This is a genomic window from Spirosoma flavus (assembly GCF_054778555.1).
Map to the genome: position 1 here is coordinate 362,754 of NZ_BAAGZL010000006.1, position 18,379 is coordinate 381,132.

8 protein-coding genes and 1 pseudogene are annotated in these 18,379 nt (G+C 46.6%); 8 read left to right on the forward strand and 1 reads right to left on the reverse strand.

Annotated elements, in window-relative coordinates; translation table 11 throughout:
• Window positions 1–127 precede the first annotated feature (127 nt).
• From ACYVF1_RS26945 to ACYVF1_RS26980, 8 genes are all read left to right on the forward strand, one after another.
• Complete coding sequence (locus ACYVF1_RS26945; RefSeq protein ID WP_461084809.1) at window positions 128–2,572, forward strand: TonB-dependent receptor; 2,445 nt, start codon at window positions 128–130, stop codon at window positions 2,570–2,572.
• A 179-nt stretch (window positions 2,573–2,751) separates the two neighbouring features.
• Complete coding sequence (locus ACYVF1_RS26950; RefSeq protein ID WP_461084811.1) at window positions 2,752–6,198, forward strand: two-component regulator propeller domain-containing protein; 3,447 nt, start codon at window positions 2,752–2,754, stop codon at window positions 6,196–6,198.
• Entirely contained in the window at window positions 6,188–8,740 is a 2,553-nt protein-coding gene (locus ACYVF1_RS26955) for a tetratricopeptide repeat-containing sensor histidine kinase (RefSeq protein ID WP_461084813.1), read from the forward strand. Before ACYVF1_RS26950 ends, ACYVF1_RS26955 begins: the two co-directional genes overlap by 11 nt.
• Before the next feature lie 654 nt (window positions 8,741–9,394).
• Window positions 9,395–10,129, forward strand: coding sequence for a hypothetical protein (locus ACYVF1_RS26960; RefSeq protein WP_461084815.1), 735 nt, complete (start codon window positions 9,395–9,397; stop codon window positions 10,127–10,129).
• A gap of 22 nt (window positions 10,130–10,151) precedes the next feature.
• Window positions 10,152–10,340, forward strand: coding sequence for a hypothetical protein (locus ACYVF1_RS26965; protein ID WP_461084817.1), 189 nt, complete (start codon window positions 10,152–10,154; stop codon window positions 10,338–10,340).
• Complete coding sequence (locus ACYVF1_RS26970; RefSeq protein WP_461084818.1) at window positions 10,330–10,542, forward strand: hypothetical protein; 213 nt, start codon at window positions 10,330–10,332, stop codon at window positions 10,540–10,542. Before ACYVF1_RS26965 ends, ACYVF1_RS26970 begins: the two co-directional genes overlap by 11 nt.
• A 277-nt stretch (window positions 10,543–10,819) precedes the next feature.
• Window positions 10,820–14,917, forward strand: a complete 4,098-nt coding sequence (locus ACYVF1_RS26975; protein ID WP_461084820.1) for a sensor histidine kinase — start codon at window positions 10,820–10,822, stop codon at window positions 14,915–14,917.
• Window positions 14,918–15,025: 108 nt separating this feature from the next.
• Window positions 15,026–17,011 carry a hybrid sensor histidine kinase/response regulator transcription factor gene (locus tag ACYVF1_RS26980; RefSeq protein ID WP_461084822.1) on the forward strand — a complete coding sequence of 662 codons (1,986 nt, stop codon included), beginning with the start codon at window positions 15,026–15,028 and terminating at the stop codon, window positions 17,009–17,011.
• Between the two features lie 46 nt (window positions 17,012–17,057).
• Here ACYVF1_RS26980 and ACYVF1_RS26985 read toward each other — a convergent pair.
• Window positions 17,058–18,223, reverse strand: a pseudogene (locus ACYVF1_RS26985) (IS3 family transposase).
• Window positions 18,224–18,379: the final 156 nt, after the last annotated feature.

Consider the following 18,379-nt stretch of genomic DNA (forward strand, 5'->3'; position numbering starts at 1 on the left):
AGTTTGTCCTAAACGGGATAGGCTTTGTCTCAAACGAGATAGGTGCCCCTTTGGCTATTAGGCGACCTTTGATCTGTTCAAGATCAATGACATATCCTCATCCTTCTACCACAAATCTCCCTTACAAATGAATACGACATTACGTTTCAACCTCTTTACAAGTCTATCCATCACTTGTCTCTTCCTCGTCCATTGCCTACCATCGGTTGCCCAGGCCGTCTTGTCTGGTGCTATTCGCTCAGAGTCTGGGCAACCTATTCCATTTGCCAGTCTGGCGTTAGTTCATGCCCGTGATTCCAGTTTAGTAAAAGGAACCATCAGCCAGGAAAACGGCAACTTTGAATTTACCAACATTCGACCGGGGCAGTATCGGCTGACTGGTTCGGCGGTAGGCTATGCATCCACACGGTCAGAGGTTGTTCAGGTCGACAACAGCCCCGTTACGTTCCCTAATCTGACGTTACGTGAAACAGCCAAAACACTGGGCGAAGTAACCGTAGTTACCAAAAAACCTTTGTTTGAACAGCAGGTAGATCGACTCGTTGTTAATGTACAAAACAGTATTGTTTCGGCAGGTGGTACTGCGCTTGAGGTACTCGAACGCTCACCCGGCATTACGGTCAATCGTCAGAGTAATAGTCTGGTGATGAGTGGCAAAAGTGGTATTCTGGTGATGATGAACGGTAAACTCACGCGACTGCCGATCGCCACTGTCGTACAAATGCTGGAAGGGATGTCGGCTAATGACATTGACAAAATCGAGCTTATCACTACGCCCCCTTCCCGCTACGATGCCGAAGGTGATGCCGGAATCATCAACATTATTACGAAGAAAAACCTCAACTACGGCACCAACGGTACGTTGTCGGCAACGCTCGGATACGGCTATTACGAACGTCCAGCGGCTACGCTCAATCTCAATCACCGCGGTCAGAAGCTTAACCTATACGGTAATTATGCCTATTCTCGGAATCGAAGCTGGGGCCTCCAGCAATATGACCGAATTGTTCAACAACCGGGCGAAGTACTGGCGACCAACGCCGGGTCAGACCGGGTTCAGCTTATGACCAATCAAACCGCCAAGCTTGGTTTCGATTATACATTGACGCCCCAAACAACGCTAAATGGGCTGGTTTCGGGTTTCAGCAATGAGTACGCGATAACCAATGTGCCCAATAAAGCGACGACATTTATCAACAACGTATTGACAAAGCAATCCAATCTGGTCAACACGGAGCTGAATCAGTGGCAACATCTTTTGCTTAACCTGAACCTGCGCCACGTATTCAAAAACAAGCAGGAATGGAGCATCGACCTGGATCGGCTATATTACCACAACGATGACCCGAACAGCTACACCAGTACCAATCAGGATTTTACGACCAATAGTCAGCAAGAGGAACGTATCAGAATCAGCAAAAAAACACCGATTCAGATGTGGGTACTTAAAACGGATTTTGTCGCTCCACTTTCTACCAAAGGGAGTCTGGAAACCGGCTTGAAAGCGACAACGACACGTCTGGATAATGCCGTCGCCCTGGATCGACTGACGGACGGATTATGGCGACCTGATACGTTCTATAGCCAGCACTATCTGCTAGCCGAAGAAATTCTGGCGGGCTATGCCAGTCTGAAACAGCCCCTTGGTACCAAAACTACCATCCAGGCCGGGCTCCGCTACGAATACACGCATACCAACATTTACAAGCCCGAGGGACAGAATTTGGTCAACTGGCAGTATGGCAACTTGTTTCCCAGCGTGTTTTTATCGCATAAACTGGCGAAGAATCATGCCGCGAATCTAGCCTATAGTCGACGTATCACCCGCCCATCCTACAACGATATTGCGCCTTTTGTTAGCTTTATTGATCTGAGTACGTATTCATCGGGAAATCCACTCCTGCGCCCAACCATTTCGGATGCGATCCAGGGGAGCTATACGTATAAGGACAGCTACGTCTTTTCGCTGAAATATAGTTATGACCAGAACGTAATAGCTGGTTTTCAGCCACATGTCGATGCGACCACAAACCAGATTTTCTATTACGCCGAAAATATTGATCATCGTCAAACGCTCTCTCTGGCAGCCAGTCTACCCGTTCAGCTAACTCATTGGTGGAAAAGCCAGAATAACCTGACTGGCTTCTGGCAGAACGTAACGACACAATATCAGGGTACGCCGGTTAACCAAACGGTCTGGAATGCACAGTTTAATTCGTCGCACACCTTTACCCTACCGCACAAGTTTACGGCTGAGCTAACCGGATTCTACGTCAGTCCTTCTACGTTCGGACTTTATGAGTCCAGGTCTTACGGTCAGGTAACGATAGGATTACAAAAAGTTCTCCCGAAAGATCAGGGAACACTTCGACTAACCATGAGCGATGTTTTCTGGACCAATATTGGACGGTATAACAGTACGATTCCCGCGCTCAACATCAATACGAGCGTTACGTTCCGAAGCGAACCACGTGTGATACGTATCACCTATAATCGCAGTTTTGGTAGTAAAACCGTTAAGTCGGCTAAAAATAGGTCTACCGGTTCTGAGGAAGAACGAACCCGTTTATAAACTTCAGGTACTACGTTGATGACGTTAGCTAAATACACAAATGCTACGTACCTCCCATTCATAGTCTTTATTGAGCGACGATTTTTTGAATAAATCGATTCCCCGTACTAAACTTGATGAACCAATCAGCCGAATGGCTACTGACCCCAGGCTGATTGGTTCATTTCACACCTAAATCCATGAATCAACACCCCAGTGGATACTGCTACCGGCTGCTTGTCGTTATCCTGTTTATACTCGTTTCTGCCTTTGCGCACGGGCAGCATCCACTGCGGCAGCATCCACTACAATTCGAACATCTCGGTACTACGCAAGGCTTGTCGCACAATCGGCTTTTTTGCATTTATCAGGATCGAGAGGGCTTTATGTGGTTTGGAACAGATGATGGCCTGAATCGCTACGACGGGAACACGTTCACGGTATACAAACCCGACCCGGCCGATCCCAACAACCATATGGCTCTGAACACCGTCTGGGATATGCTGGAGTCGAAGTCGGGCGAAATCTGGTTTGTCACGCCGGGCGGAGGGCTGCACCGACTCAACAAGCAAACGGGCCGAATCAACTACTTTCGAATTGGCCCGGACCGATCGGAACGGTTTAAGCCATACGATATCTGCTACACGATTGCTGAAGATAAACAGGGGTTTCTCTGGATCGGCTCGGAAGGGGGGCTAGCCCGCTTCGACACCCGTACCAAACAATATCGGTTCTACGACATACCCGTTGCCAAGGGAATTGACGACCGCGTATGGTCGATTCAGGAAGATCGTTTCGGCACATTGTGGGTAGGGACTTCCACTGGATTATTCACAATGAATCCGCGTACTGGGCAGTTTAGTCCGTATTATTTTGGAATTAACCCCGACGAAAAGCAGCCCATTATCGAGTCAATGTATCTCGGTGCCGACAATAGTCTGTGGATAGCGACCCAACAGAAAGGACTTTATCGGTTATTGCCGGGCAAAAAACCATTGGCAGACCAGAGCAACGTAGCAACTACCTACGTACCAACCGGCCAGGTATACCTGAAAAATCTGGAAATATTGCCGCACGGTCTGGCCGAAGACGAACACCACAACCTGATGGTGGGAACATTTTTTGGGCTGATTCAGCTCGACCACAAAACCGGCGAGTCCACTACGTACCGACAAAACCCGAACGTAGTGGGCTCGTTGAGTCATGACGCCGTTTGGGCGTTGCTGGCCGACAATCGGGGCTCATTCTGGATCGGTACGGCAAACGGCATCGACCGGTATTCCATGCTGACGCCCCGGTTTGCCTTTTATCAGTCCATTCCAGATCACAACGCGACACCTCGTTTCGAGAACTATATTACTACGTTGTCATCCGACTCGCGAGGCAATATCTGGTTCAGTAACGCCACCCAACCTTACGTTAACGGTGTTTTTCGGCTGAATCTGTCGGACCGTCAGATTTACGTCAATTACACCTCGCAGTTGCTTACGGCTGGTGTGCTGGCATCGAAAAAAAATGTTACGCATCCACCCGTCGATAAGATTTCGACTGTCCATTGCGACCGAACTGGACGAATCTGGATGGGTACCCCGTCTGGCCTATATACCATGGATACGAAGGGTCAGTTTCGGTCGTACCCGGCGGGCTTTCCCATCACCAGTATTGAAGAAGACAATCAGGGGAAGCTCTGGGTAGGTGGCCTGTCAAATCTGGCTCGGTTCGACCCGACTAACGGCCGGTATGTATTTTACCGAATCGATAAGGATAGCCCCATCGGCAAAGGTGGCGGTCAGGTCAACGACATTCTGGTGAGCCGGGCCGGAGACGTCTGGGTAGCTGTCGGGGGCGTTGGCCCCTGCAAACTAGACCCACGTACGGGTCGGTTTATCAGCTATCATCCCCAACACGCCGAAAATGAGAAAATTCTCTACAGCCGGGACGTACCGGCGCTCTGCGAAACTCACGACGGAGCCATTTGGGTAGCGACGAATATTGGCGGGGTATTCCGTATCGGCCCAAAAAAGGACTCCATTTCTACCTTTACCATCCACGACGGGCTGCCAGATAACCATGTCGTTGGCCTCGTAACCGATCAGGCTGGGATGCTCTGGATAGCTACTGGTAAAGAATTGTGTCGACTGGACCCCGTTACGCGCAAACTTCGGGTATTCGATAACCACGATGGGCTGCTTAGTCAGACGTTCACCGGTGCCTGTACTCGCACACCTACGGGTGAGCTGGCCTTCGGTTGTACGAATGGATTTGTGGTGTTTCAGCCATCGGACATTGGCGACAATCCCTATCAACCGCCCGTACACATCACTCAAGTTCGAGTGCTGGATTCGACCCGCCTGTTTCCAACCTCACCCCTGACGCTCGCTTACCGCGACAACGTAATCACATTCAATTTCGTAGGGCTTAACTACGTAGCGCCGGAGAAGAACCGGTACGCTTACCAGCTCGAAGGCGTGAACAGCGAGTGGGTATATAGTGGAACACAGCGCACGGCGACCTATTCGTTTCTGGCTCCGGGCGACTATGTTTTCCGCGTAAAAGCGTCGAACAACGACGGGGTATGGAATGAGAAGGGAGCCTCAATTCGGCTGGAGGTTCTGCCGCCCTGGTGGCGCACCTGGTGGGCTTACACTTTGTATATTCTGCTGGCGGCTCTGGGAGTTAGGGCGCTGGTACGTTACCGGTCGCGGCAATTATTGCAGGCCAACCAACTGCTGGAACGTAAAGTAGCGCTACGTACGGAAGAGGTGATCCACCAGAAGCAGGAAATCGAAACCCAGCGCAACCATCTGGCCGATGCCTTGACCGATCTGAAAATCACACAGGATCGACTTATTCAGAAGGAGAAAATGGCTTCGCTGGGTGAACTTACAGCCGGTATCGCCCATGAGATCCAGAACCCGCTCAACTTCGTTACCAACTTTTCGGAAGTCAGTATCGATTTGATTCAGGAACTGAAAACGGAAGCTCAGACAGGACACACGGAGGATGTACTCGCAATCGTTGATGACCTGACGCTTAACCTCGAGAAAATTCAGCGACATGGTAACCGAGCCAGCGACATTGTGCAGGGGATGCTGGAACATAGTCGAGCCGGCACTGGCGAATGGCAATCAGTCAACCTCAACGCGCTGGCTGAAGAATACCTGAAACGAGCCTACCACGGTCAGCGAGCTAAGGAGAAGAATGCTACGTTCGATCGATTCAGCTGCGAATTGGTGACTGATTTCGACCCGACTGTAGGCGTCATAGAGGTGGCCCCCCAGGACATAGGACGTGTTCTCCTGAATCTGTACAACAATGCCTTTTACGCCGTTTCCCAGCAGGCAAAGAAAACCAGTGATCCCGATTACAAGCCAACGGTCACGGTTCGTACAAAGCAGGAATTCGATCACGTGGTAATACGAGTACGGGACAACGGCACAGGCATTCCGACTGCGGTAAAAGCCAAGATTTTTCAGCCGTTTTTTACCACCAAGCCAACCGGTGAGGGAACTGGGTTGGGTTTATCGCTGAGTTACGACATTATCACGAAAGGGCACGGTGGAACAATAGAGGTAGAAAGTGTGGAAGGCAAAGGAAGTGAGTTTGTCATAAAATTACCCATCAATATTTCCTCAAATGAAAAGTAATCTCCTTTCGTTTTTGCTTGTTTTCCTGTGCGTGAGGTATACACAGGCGCAGACGGGCGTTAATACATATTCTACCAAAATTGATAGTATCCAACAGCTATTAGATAAACGATCTGCTGTCGATACACTTCGAGTGATACAGCTCAATAATCTAGCTCATGTTTGCTTCAGAGACTTACAATTTAAACGAGGATTAGTGGCCACAAAAGAGGCTCGTACTTTAGCAAAAAAACTCAATTATGAGAAAGGAGAAGGGCTTTATTTACTGACCTTAAGAGACTTTAATGAAGATTCTTTTTTGTGGTTTTATTATAACTATAAAGCAATTTGGTTTTATGTAGACAGACACGAATATGCTCCTACAACTAGCCTAATCCCTGCTCCAGCATCTCAATCTACAAATGCTGAAAAAGCAATGAAAGCCTTACAAACAGCCTTGGCTTACTTTGAGCAAAATGCTGATGCGGAAATAACGGCAAATATTCTTCAGCTTATAAGCTACAATTATCGAATGATAGATAAAGATGGCGAAAGTATTCCTTATCTGGATAAAGCATTTGAAAAGTTTCAAGAGGCCAAACTACCCGCGACCGCTTATTATCTGTTAACTTATAAAAGTTTCTTTTTGGATAGAAGTGGCAAGAAACAGGAATCAAAATTAGCTCAACAAAAAGTAAATAAATTTATAGTTGCAAATCCGAATAATCGCGAAACGGCTTTAATCTATTCAGGGGTATCAAATTTTTATTTTGCAAAAAAGGATTTTCCATCCGCTTTTGAATTAAACTCAAAAGCCAATTTACTGCTGGAACGATTAGGTGAACAGCATCTCCGTATCCTTATCCTTGAACGATTAGGTGGCCTATACTTCTATACTTTAGACTTGCCCAATAAATCTCTGGAGTTCTTTCTCAAGGAAAAAATACTGGTAGAAGCAGTACATGATAAAGAAAATTTAGCAAGAATTTATCAAAAAGTGGCTTTTAACTTAATTAAATTAAAAAGATTTAAAGAGGCCATTCAATATATTGGCAAGGCCGAAAAAATAATAAATAATTCTCCGGACTCTTATAGAAATAAAAAAGACTTATCACAACACTATGATGCGCTCGGGCAGATTTTTATGGTGAGCCAGAAGTATCAAGAGGCTATATCAAATTTTAAGCAGGCTGTCAAAATTGACAGCATTTTGGGTTATACTGGCCTGTCTATTTACTTCAATATGTACATTGCCCAGTGTTATTGGGAAATGGGTAATTTTAAAGAGAGTATAAATTATGGCTTACGAAGTTATGAAGATGCCTCCAGCCATTATAACACATACCCGGACAGCAGATATGTTATACCAAGAGTATGTCGATTACTTTTTGAAAACTATGACAGTTTAAAAAAGCCATTGGAGGCTTACAAGTTTTTAAAGATTGAATATAAATACCGGAAAGACATTGAAGAACGAAATGCTGCTAATCGTTTGGCAGAAATGGAAATTCAATCTATCGTCCTGAAAAGTGAGCAAGAAAAAAATCGGCTTGAACAAGCACGATTGTTGAAAGAAAAAGAAAATCAAAATCAGCGCTGGTGGTTATTTAGTATCGCTGCTGCCTTATTTTCATCAGTGGTATTGATTGTTATATTTTATCGAAATAACCAACATAAACAAAAGGCAAATAATTTGTTGCATCGGCAAAAGGAAGAAATTGACCATCAGCGACATAAAGCCGAAAATGCTTTTGTCCAACTTCAATCTACACAAGCACAGCTCATTCAAAAAGAGAAACTCGCCAGCTTGGGTGAACTAACCGCCGGAATCGCCCATGAAATTCAAAACCCACTGAACTTCGTTAACAACTTCTCCGAAGTTTCTACTGAACTAATCGACGAGTTGAAGGAGGGGCCGTTTCAAAAACTGCCCGACGACGAGAAACTATACGCCGAAGAAATTCTCGGCGATCTGACCAGCAACCTTAAAAAGATTAGTCACCACGGCGGGCGGGCCAGCAGCATCGTCAAAGGTATGCTCGAACATTCTCGTACTGATTCAGGAGAGAAGCGACCCACTGACCTCAATGCGCTGGCCGATGAATATCTCAAGATTGCTTACCACGGCATGAGAGCAAAGAACAAAGAGTTCAACTGTGAGCTAGTCACCCATTTTGATCCAACTCTGGAACCGGTGACTGTGGCTCCTCAGGAGATTGGGCGAGTCTTACTGAATCTCTACAATAATGCTTTTTATGCCCTTTCCGAAAAAGCAAAGAAAACCAGTGATCCCGATTACAAGCCCACGGTCACGGTTAGTACAAAGCAGGAATTCGATCAGGTGGTCATTCGCGTGTCGGACAACGGCACGGGTATTTCCGAGTCGGTGAAGGCCAAGATTTTTCAGCCCTTTTTCACCACTAAACCAACGGGCGAAGGAACCGGCTTGGGCTTATCGCTCAGTTATGACATTATCACCAAAGGACATAAAGGAACACTTGGCGTGGAAAGCCAATCAGGAGCAGGAACGGAATTTATAATCCACTTGCCTGTCATAAGTTAGCGAGCTTTATAACTGAATTAGCTATAAAATACCTACTGTCCCAAACGGGGTAGTTTATGACCCAAACGAGATAGCGCTCCTTGTTTGGGCCTTTTAATTTTGGCTAATAAATAAGTCATCGCCAATTCGCATCTGCTACCATCCTTCTACCATGAAACCATGTTCTGCCTTCCTCTTTTTTATTCTTTCCTCGATAACAGTCCCGTTGGCATTGACCCAATCGGCCAAACAGATCGACCTTGGGCAAATCGAAACTATCGAGTCAAAAATTCTCAAGGAAAAACGTAAAAGCCGGATACACATCCCGGAAAGTTACCGGAATAGCACATACTTACGGCGATTATCTGATAGCTCGTAAATACACCGCCAACGCCGTCTCAGTTCACGAAAGCACTCTCGTTGAAAGACAAGGTTGCTACGTGAAAAAATCAACGGCATTACAGGCAAAAGCGGCTCCTAAACCGTCGTCTACCAGTAAATTGAGCAAATAGTGCGCTCCACCCGCATGCTTTTCAATTTTTGCCGCGATACGTATCGCAGCATAGCAGACCTATTGCCAAAACTGATTCCATCCTTACGTAGTGAAAGTTCAACGCATGTACTGAATCAGTTCAAAAGCTGATTTTCTAACCATCTTCCTAATCATTTAATACCATGAAAAAGTCCCTGCACTTACTCCTTGCCGGTCTCGTAATGACCACATTCGCAGCCTCATCTCAGCAACGTGAATCCGCTCCCACTGATCACTTTACCGGATTAGTCAACAGCATACGTAGCACTAAAGCTTCGCCTGGACCAGCTGATTATACGGATACGTATATCCATGAGAGTTACGGAAAATATAGCGTCCAGCCGGACAACAATTCATCGCTTTTGTCACTGTTGCCGACCCATAAATACTGGCTTGATTATAATTACGATGATACGTTCCAACTTTTAGAAACCGATAAAAGAGTCAATACAACGTATCAACATCCCCAACGCTTTCAACCCACCACCAATCTGGCTGGCGACATTGATAGCAATGCCACTACGTATCTGGAACCATCGGCCAATAAACCGCTTGCTTTTGCCCGACATACGTCCAGCAACCAACTAAGCGCAAGTCTGCTCCTAAAAATTGTAGGTGAATATGAATTTAATGGCCTGATCGCGCGGATCGAGCTTCGGGGCGAAAAAACACTTTACCTGATTATGTCTGGTCAGCCCGATTATGAGCTGGAGTTTATGGGCAATCAAGTATTTGCTAACAAACATCAGCCGAATTACTACGTCCATTTTGAGGTAGACGAGCAGGGTAACGTAGCAACTATCTCAACCATCCAGTCTAACGGTAATTTCACATTTACCCGTAGAGCGTCCGAGCCGATCTCCACAGTGAAGAGCTGATAAAAGAAACACCTATTTTCCCATGTCTACCAAGAAACGAACCGGGAGATTCTGGGTTTCCCGCACGGTATTACTGATTCTGCTAATCGCGGTCGGCTGGCTTATCAATCTGATCTGGTTTCGCCCTTTCACTATTCGGCACTTCTACGACCGCATATTCATTTCCATAATGCTACGTAGCCCCAAGACGGTCACCTACTATGGAAAGTAATGTTGGTAGCGAGGTATTCTTCTACCACAATTACCCGCTTAACCAGTTGGATGGGGTTCAGCTTAAGGTAGTCGACCTGCTGCTGAACAAGCACCAACTAAGGAACAAGAGCGACATGGATGCCTGTATCACCAAAGACCCTCACTCACCCGATAAATTCCGGATAAATGGTCCGTCGGCCAATTTTGAGCCGTTCTATTAGGCTTTTAACGTACAGACCGGCCAAAACCAGAAGTTAATCAGGCGCAGGTCTGGTAACTGGTAAAAGAAGAAATATCCTTAAGGCAGTAGTCCTTGCTCAGAGCGGTAATTAATCCGATTGGTGATTAGCTACCGCTCTGAGCATAACTCGAAATGGGACAACCTGTCTCAAACGTTATATCTTTTGTCCCAAACGGTATAGTTTCACTATGCTCGACTGCTTATCTTGGCGTAGCATACGCGCGTTCGCGAGATGGCTTCCCTGCTTCTATACACCCATGAGTCTTATTCGTTTACTCTTCCTCTTTTTACTAAGCTTTACGATTCACTCCAGCGGATTAGCTCAGCAAGCTGCTGGACTGCCTCAACGTATTCGCTTTGAGCACCTGACGGCGGCTGATGGATTACCCGAAAACTCGGTCACCTGCATGATTCAAGACCATCTGGGTTTTATTTGGATGGGCACTCTCAACGGTCTAGCGCGTTATGATGGGACGCAAATGGCCGTTTTTCAGTATAATCCCAAAAACAAGTATAGTTTTCGGGGTAGAAGCGTAGAAGCCCTTTATGAAGATCGTAATGGGGATGTATGGATTGGGGCAGAAATTTTGGTTCGCTTCGAACGATCCACAGGGCGCTTCATCGAATACCCTCGAAAAAACTTAGAGCCTCTTGGCTCGAAAAATTTTGTCCATTTCATCTATGGAGATCGCCGGGGCGACATCTGGACAATTAGCGGAGATGAGATGACGCTCAACCGACTCCATCCTCAAACAGCTACCTGGACTTATTTTCGGTCGGGCACCGGTCGGCGGAACCCCAAAGAGCCTAAGGGTTTAGCCAGCAATACGGTTTATTTAAGCAACACGAACGGCATTAATCACTTCGCTTTTCTAGAAACTCAATCTGGTACGATCTGGGTCACCACTAAGGGCGATGCTCAGAATACGCTGCACTTCTTTGATACGAAAACTGATCAATTTAACCAATTTATGCCTCGGGCAAGTCTTGCCATAGCCACTGACTTTCAGCGAATCACTGGAATTGCAGAGGACCAGCATGGTCAACTTTATCTATCTTCTTATGCATATGGTACGGGTATTTTTCGTCTAAATCCTAAAACCGGCCAGGTTACTCAGTTCAAACATGTCGCCCGAAATCCGTCCAGTCTTCGATCTGACTCAGTAACGCGGGTTCATATCGGTCGTGACGGGCTAGTGTGGGTGCCTACTTATCAGGGGCTAGACCGACTGGACCCCAAAACGGGGCAGTTTACGCATTTTCTATCTAGCTCTACCGGCCCTAACTCGCCCAATCCTGGCCTGCTTAAATTTCTTCACGAAACGCCAGAGGGTGATCTGTGGTTTAAGTCCAGCGAGGGACTTATCTATTACGATTACCGTCGCCAGCAGTTTGTGCGCTACCTGGAAACGAATGACCCAGATGGAATAGAGGCTGGCAATAACATCGTCTCGTTTCTGGCCGACCGAACAGGATTGGTTTGGATAGGGACGGCTAACAGTGGGGTTTATAAACAGAGTCGAATCCCTAAATTCACACCATTATCCATTGGAGTTGGTTCGACCTCTACGGAGGCAACTAATTCGATACAAACCCTTGAGCCGTATGCGATTTATGAGGCTCCCTCGGAGCCAGGCGTTCTTTGGATAGGCTCACCCAGGGGCTTAGATCGATTTGATCAAAAAACGGGCCGCCAGACAAGCTACCGCTATGATCCCCGAAACTCAACATCCATTGGTAAGGGAAATGTCTGGGCAATTGCCGAAGACAAAAAGGGCCGATTATGGGTTGGGACCTGGGAAGGAGGGCTGAATCTACTTGACCGGAAACGGGGAACATTTACCCATTTTAGCCATGATCATACCCGTTCCAACAGCCTGACAGATGGTGGGATTCGTTCTGTGTTTCCGGCTTCGGATGGCACCATTTGGGTTGGGACACTTGAAGGACTTAACCAGTTTGATCCTGACCGTCAAACCTTTACTCACTACTACAAGGCCGATTCGACCTATCCCACTGCATTATACGACCGCATTCAGCCATTGATGAACCTGAAGGATAAAGTAGCCTCTATCATGCACCCAGGCAACAACGTCAATAAAACGGTTGAGTTTACCCTGAATCAGTCGACCCGGTTACTAATCGTCGGTGCAGGTGAATGGGGGTCAACAGGTGCGCTCGATTACGGCTGGCTAGAAGACGAGCGGGGCAAACGACTCTGGGAAATGACGGATAAGCAGAGTGCAGGCGATGGCATGCCTGGGCGAAACCGGAATCAGATTGGGATTATTCATCTACAGGCGGGTAAATATCAGTTACGTTATCGCTCCAGTAATTCCTACGCGTATGGACACTGGGAGCCAGGCCCACCTTATCATCCTGAGTTATGGGGGATTCAGTGCTTTGCCGTGTCGGCTTCAGAAGGTGAATCCGTGAGTCAATTGGCTCGTCAACGGCAACTCAGAGGCTTGTCTAGTGATGCGGCCTTATCGCTCCGGGAAGACGCACAAAAGCGCCTTTGGATAGGTACCTTCATGGGTGGGTTACAGATGCTGAATCCGAAAACAGGTGAAACAAAAGCTTACTTAGCTGATGTCAAGGGAATGACAAACGCGATGAGTATTCAAAGCATTTTAGACGATGCCCGACCCAATTATTTTTGGGTAGCGGACTATGGAACGGGCCTGTGGCTATTGGACGACACCGGACAGGTACATAAACACTATACCCGGGCTAATGGCTTACCGAATAATACGGTATATTCTCTCCAATATGATACCAAAGGAAACCTGTGGGCAGGTACGGGAAATGGCTTAGTCCGGTTTAACCCAAAAACTGAGCAGTTCCGTTATTTCACTCAACGCAATGAATTGCCCAGCGTGGAAACGTATCGTATTTGTAAAACCCACACGAATCTATTCTATGTTGGCGGAAACCGGGGAATTGTAACGGTTGACCCGGCGCATATTGACGATGATACGCTTGCTCCCCCCGTAGTATTAACCGACCTGCTCATTAATGGTCAGCCCGCCACAATTGGCTCTGACGGTCAGCTACCCAGTCATATTCTGGTCACTAAAGAAATTACCCTACCTCACGACCAGACTGACCTTACCTTTCTATTTACCACCCTCAGCTATAGTCGGGGTAACGAATCACAATACGCGTTTAAACTGGCTCCCCTTGACACAGCCTGGGTGGCGATAGGAACAACCCGGCAGGCCAGATTCCTGGATTTACAACCCGGTACGTATACCTTTCAGGTCAAAGCCGCCAACGCTGACGGAGTATGGAATCAAAAAGGAACTAGTATACAGATAACAATACGTCCCCCTTGGTGGCGTACCTGGTGGGCCTATTTATTCTACGTATTAGTATTGGCCGGAGGAATCTGGTCATATATCCAATACCGTTCAAGGGTCCTGCGACTAGAAAACCAACGGCTGGAAGAGAAAGTGGCCGAACGGACGAACGAGGTTCAGCAACAGAAGGAAGAGATCGAAACCCAGCGCGATTATCTAGAAGAAACTTTAAATGAACTAAAAATCACGCAGACTCAACTCATCCAGAAAGAGAAACTCGCTAGTCTAGGTGAGTTAACAGCAGGTATTGCCCATGAAATTCAAAATCCCTTGAACTTCGTTAACAACTTCTCCGAAGTGTCCACTGAACTTATTGACGAATTGAAAGAGGGGCCGTTTCAGAAATTACCCGACGACGAAAAAGACTATGCCGACGAAATCCTCGGCGACCTAACCAGCAACCTCAAAAAGATCAACCATCACGGTGGGCGGGCCAGTAGCATCGTCAAAGGCATGCTCGAACATTCCCGTACTGATTCAGGAGAGAAGCGACCAACCGACCTCAATGCACTGGCCGATGAATATCTCAAAATTGCTTACCACGGATTAAGAGCTAAAGATAAAAATGCATCCACGGATCGATTCAACTGCGAGTTAATCACCAAGTTTGATCCGACACTGGAACTAGTAACGGTAGCCCCTCAGGAAATTGGACGTGTATTACTAAATCTCTACAACAATGCTTTCCACGCAGTTTCGGAGCGGTCAAAGCAAAACCATGATCCTGATTACAAGCCAAAAGTTGAAGTCTGTACAACACGTGAATCGAATTATGTGGTCATTTGGGTACGAGATAACGGCATTGGCATTCCAGAATCCATTAAAGCCAAAGTCTTCCAGCCCTTCTTCACCACTAAACCGACGGGCGAAGGAACCGGCCTAGGGCTTTCGTTGAGCTATGATATTATCACTAAGGGGCACGGAGGTAAATTACTAGTTGAAAGTACTCAGAATCAGGGAACAGAGTTCAGTGTTCATATTCCTGTTACGTAAAGCCTGGCCAGCTAACAAAATTTCCCGCTGTTGTTCATGAAATGATTGTCATATTCATAAACTCGATTATTTTTGTTACCCTCTCCCTAACCGTGACTTTACTACTTAATGACAACCAAAATTCTATTGGCCGATGATGAAACCGATTTGGAAGATCTTTTCCGTCAGCAGTTTCGCCAACAAATACAGACCAAAACCTACGAATTTCTTTTTGCTAAAAACGGCCAGGAAGCCTTAACCATCCTGGAACAACATCCTGATATTGCCGTTCTCCTTAGCGATATTAACATGCCCGGCGTCGACGGGTTGACCCTGCTTACCAAAGTGCCTCTTGTTAATCCCGTTCTCCGAACGATTATTATCACGGCCTATGGGGACATGAGTAATATTCGTACCGCCATGAACGAAGGGGCCTTTGACTTTCTGACGAAGCCCATCAAGTTTTCCGACCTCAAAAAAACGCTGGACAAAGCCATTCACTCAGCCGCTCAACAACGCGAAATGGTTGAATTAAAGGTGATGGACGATATGAAAACGCGTTTTTTTGCCAACATTACCCATGAGCTTCGTACTCCTCTTTCATTAATTGTTTCCCCTGTAGATAACCTACTCGAGACTGCCGAGCTACCTCCTGCCCACCAATACCAGTTAGCCACCGTGCAACGTAACGCCCGTCAGCTATTACGGTTGTTCAATCAATTACTGGACATTAACAAGCTCGAAGCCCAGCAAATGAACCTGGTCAACGAGGTTGGAGATCTGCCCGAATTTGTTGGGCAGATCGTTGATCTGTTTCGCCCCTCTACGGATATAAAACAATTGTCCTTAACGTATCAGACAGATCTGCCACCGGGCAACTACCTATTCGATGCGGATAAGTGGGAGAAGATTCTGTACAATCTGCTAGCGAATGCCATCAAATTTACGGAAACAGGAAGCATTCGTGTTAGCCTCTCCTGGTTTGGTTTGACGCCAACATCTACGACGGCTCAACTATTGGTTAGTGATACCGGGATTGGTATTGAGACCGAGCAACTTCCTCATATTTTCAACCGCTTTTACCAAACTAATCAGGCCCCCAATCGAACGCACATAGGCACGGGTATTGGCTTGGCATTAGTAAACGAGCTAGTGATTCGATTGGGGGGAACTATTCGGGTATATCCCCAGGAAGCAGGGCCAGGAATCAATTTTTTGGTAGAGCTTCCGGTACAACTGGCAACAGCGGAGCATGAGTCCACCCCACTGATACCGCCAGCCAAACCCCATTCTATCCAAGAAATTTCATATCCATCGCCTGATTCAACCGATGAACCTGAACTTGGTCAGCCCGAAGCTTCCCCTTTGCTGCTCATTGTCGAAGATAATTCCGAACTGCGGGAGTTTATGGCGACTGAATTAGTCACCACATTCAGGATTCGATCGGCAGCCAATGGGTATGATGGCTATTTAATCGCTAAAGACGAAATGCCTGACATCATCGTGACGGACTTGATGATGCCACGCATGAATGGCTATGAGCTGATCGAACAACTTAAGCTTAATCCTGAAACCGATCATATTCCCGTTGTACTATTAACCGCTAGTCATGATCCTACGAAGCGGTTGCAGGGATTGAGTTCAGGAGTTGATGATTATCTGACTAAACCTTTTAGCATGAGTGAATTACGTTTGCGTTTACGGAATATTCTGACTCGACAGGACAAACTGCGGGAAGCGTATCGACGGCAACTCACTCAAAATCAACCTGCTCAGGAAACGGAGCCACAGGAAACCGTTCAAGACCAGTTCCTGACTCGGTTGTATCAGTTATTAGAAGGACGACTTGATGATTCAACGTTGAGTGTTGAATGGCTGGCCGAAGAGTTAGCCATGAGCCGCCGGAAGCTGCACCGTAAACTTCAGAGCCTGCTGCAATTATCTCCCCATGACGTTATGCGCCAGTACCGGCTCCGGCGGGCCATTGATCTACTGCGGGCAGGGTACAATGTATCGGAAACAGCTTATAAAGTAGGCTTTGAATCACCCTCTTATTTTACTAAGCTTTTTAGAGAGTTCTATCATCAGACTCCTACCGATTATGTACAGCATTAATTGACGTACTGGTCCATGGATTTGCAACAAAACACTGGACAAATCTCTAAGCAACATTTTGATATTGACTGTTATAATAGTCGAAAGGGGAAAGATAGCCTAATGCTGAGTGCCTTCGTTGGCGATTGTACCAGATCTCTATGTACTCAAAGACTGCCTGTTTAGCCGTGGCTTGAGTTTGGAAATCATGCTGATAGACCAACTCCGACTTGAGACTTTTGAAAAAGCTCTCCGCCACAGCGTTATCCCAGCAGTTACCTTTCCCACTCATACTTTGCACAACCATTGGGTGTTTTTTCCGCAGTCTAGTAAAGCTATGACAGGCATACTGAACCCCTCGATCCGAATGAAAGATCAACTGGCGTTCAATTGGCCGGTTTTTAATCGCCATCTGCCAGGCTGGTATGGTTGTTTCAGCGGCCTTCATCGATTTACTTAAATCCCAGCCAATCACTTTCCGATCATACAAATCCATAATCATTGTTAGGTACAGCCAGCCTTCACCGGTTCGGATATATGTCAGATCCGAAACCCAAGCCTGGCCCGGTTTTATGGGTTTAAATTGGCGCTTCAAATGATTTTCTGCTAGTGGGTAGTTGTGTTTTGAATCTGTAGTAGTAGCTACATACTTTTTCTGAATGACGCTTTTCAGATTAGCCTGCTTCATTAGTCTGGCTACGCGGGGCCGAGATACCTTTATGCCTTTGGCCCTCAGCTCTCGTGTAATCTTTGGGCTACCATAACGCTTCTTACTGGCTGTAAATGAATCACTTATTAGTACGATAAGAGCTTCATTCTCCTTTGTTCTTTTGGTGGGACGTTAGGTTAGCCAATAATAATACCCACTGCGGCTTACATTCAGTACGTTACACATCGTCTCAACGGGAAATTCGGTTTGGTGCGCCTTTATAAATCCGAATATTTCCCGTCTCCCCTGGAGAAGATGCCGACCGCCTTTTTTAGAATATCACGCTCTAATTCAGCCTGTTTGAGTTCCTTTTTCAGCCGCACTATTTCTTGTTGTTCCTGGCTTACCTGAGTTCGGCTAACGGCTGGGGAGCCTTGAGCAACTACTCGTTCACTACCCCACCGGGTCAGAATTTGTGGGGTTATTCCCAACTTCTCAGCAGTCGCTTTCAGCGATCCTTTTGCCACTGATAGCTCCACAGCCGTCTTTTTGAATTCGTCGTCGTACTGTCTCTTTGTTTTCATGGTTCACTAAGTTAGATCACACTTAACTTAATGTCCAGTCAAAGGTAGCAGCTCCACTTGTTATGAGTGTACACCGAAAGGAGGGTTATATAAGATTTTTTGAAGTTTCGTTTTAAGACCATCTACAAAAACAAAAACAGCCAGATCAGCGATGGT

Excerpts from the sequence above, each read along its gene's own strand:
- ACYVF1_RS26955 (WP_461084813.1), top strand. The coding sequence starts at position 6,188 with ATGAAAAGTAATCTCCTTTCGTTTTTGCTTGTTTTCCTGTGCGTGAGG.
- ACYVF1_RS26960 (WP_461084815.1), top strand. The coding sequence starts at position 9,395 with ATGAAAAAGTCCCTGCACTTACTCCTTGCCGGTCTCGTAATGACCACA.
- ACYVF1_RS26950 (WP_461084811.1), top strand. The coding sequence starts at position 2,752 with ATGAATCAACACCCCAGTGGATACTGCTACCGGCTGCTTGTCGTTATC.
- ACYVF1_RS26975 (WP_461084820.1), top strand. The coding sequence starts at position 10,820 with ATGAGTCTTATTCGTTTACTCTTCCTCTTTTTACTAAGCTTTACGATT.
- ACYVF1_RS26965 (WP_461084817.1), top strand. The coding sequence starts at position 10,152 with ATGTCTACCAAGAAACGAACCGGGAGATTCTGGGTTTCCCGCACGGTA.
- ACYVF1_RS26980 (WP_461084822.1), top strand. The coding sequence starts at position 15,026 with ATGACAACCAAAATTCTATTGGCCGATGATGAAACCGATTTGGAAGAT.
- ACYVF1_RS26970 (WP_461084818.1), top strand. The coding sequence starts at position 10,330 with ATGGAAAGTAATGTTGGTAGCGAGGTATTCTTCTACCACAATTACCCG.
- ACYVF1_RS26945 (WP_461084809.1), top strand. The coding sequence starts at position 128 with ATGAATACGACATTACGTTTCAACCTCTTTACAAGTCTATCCATCACT.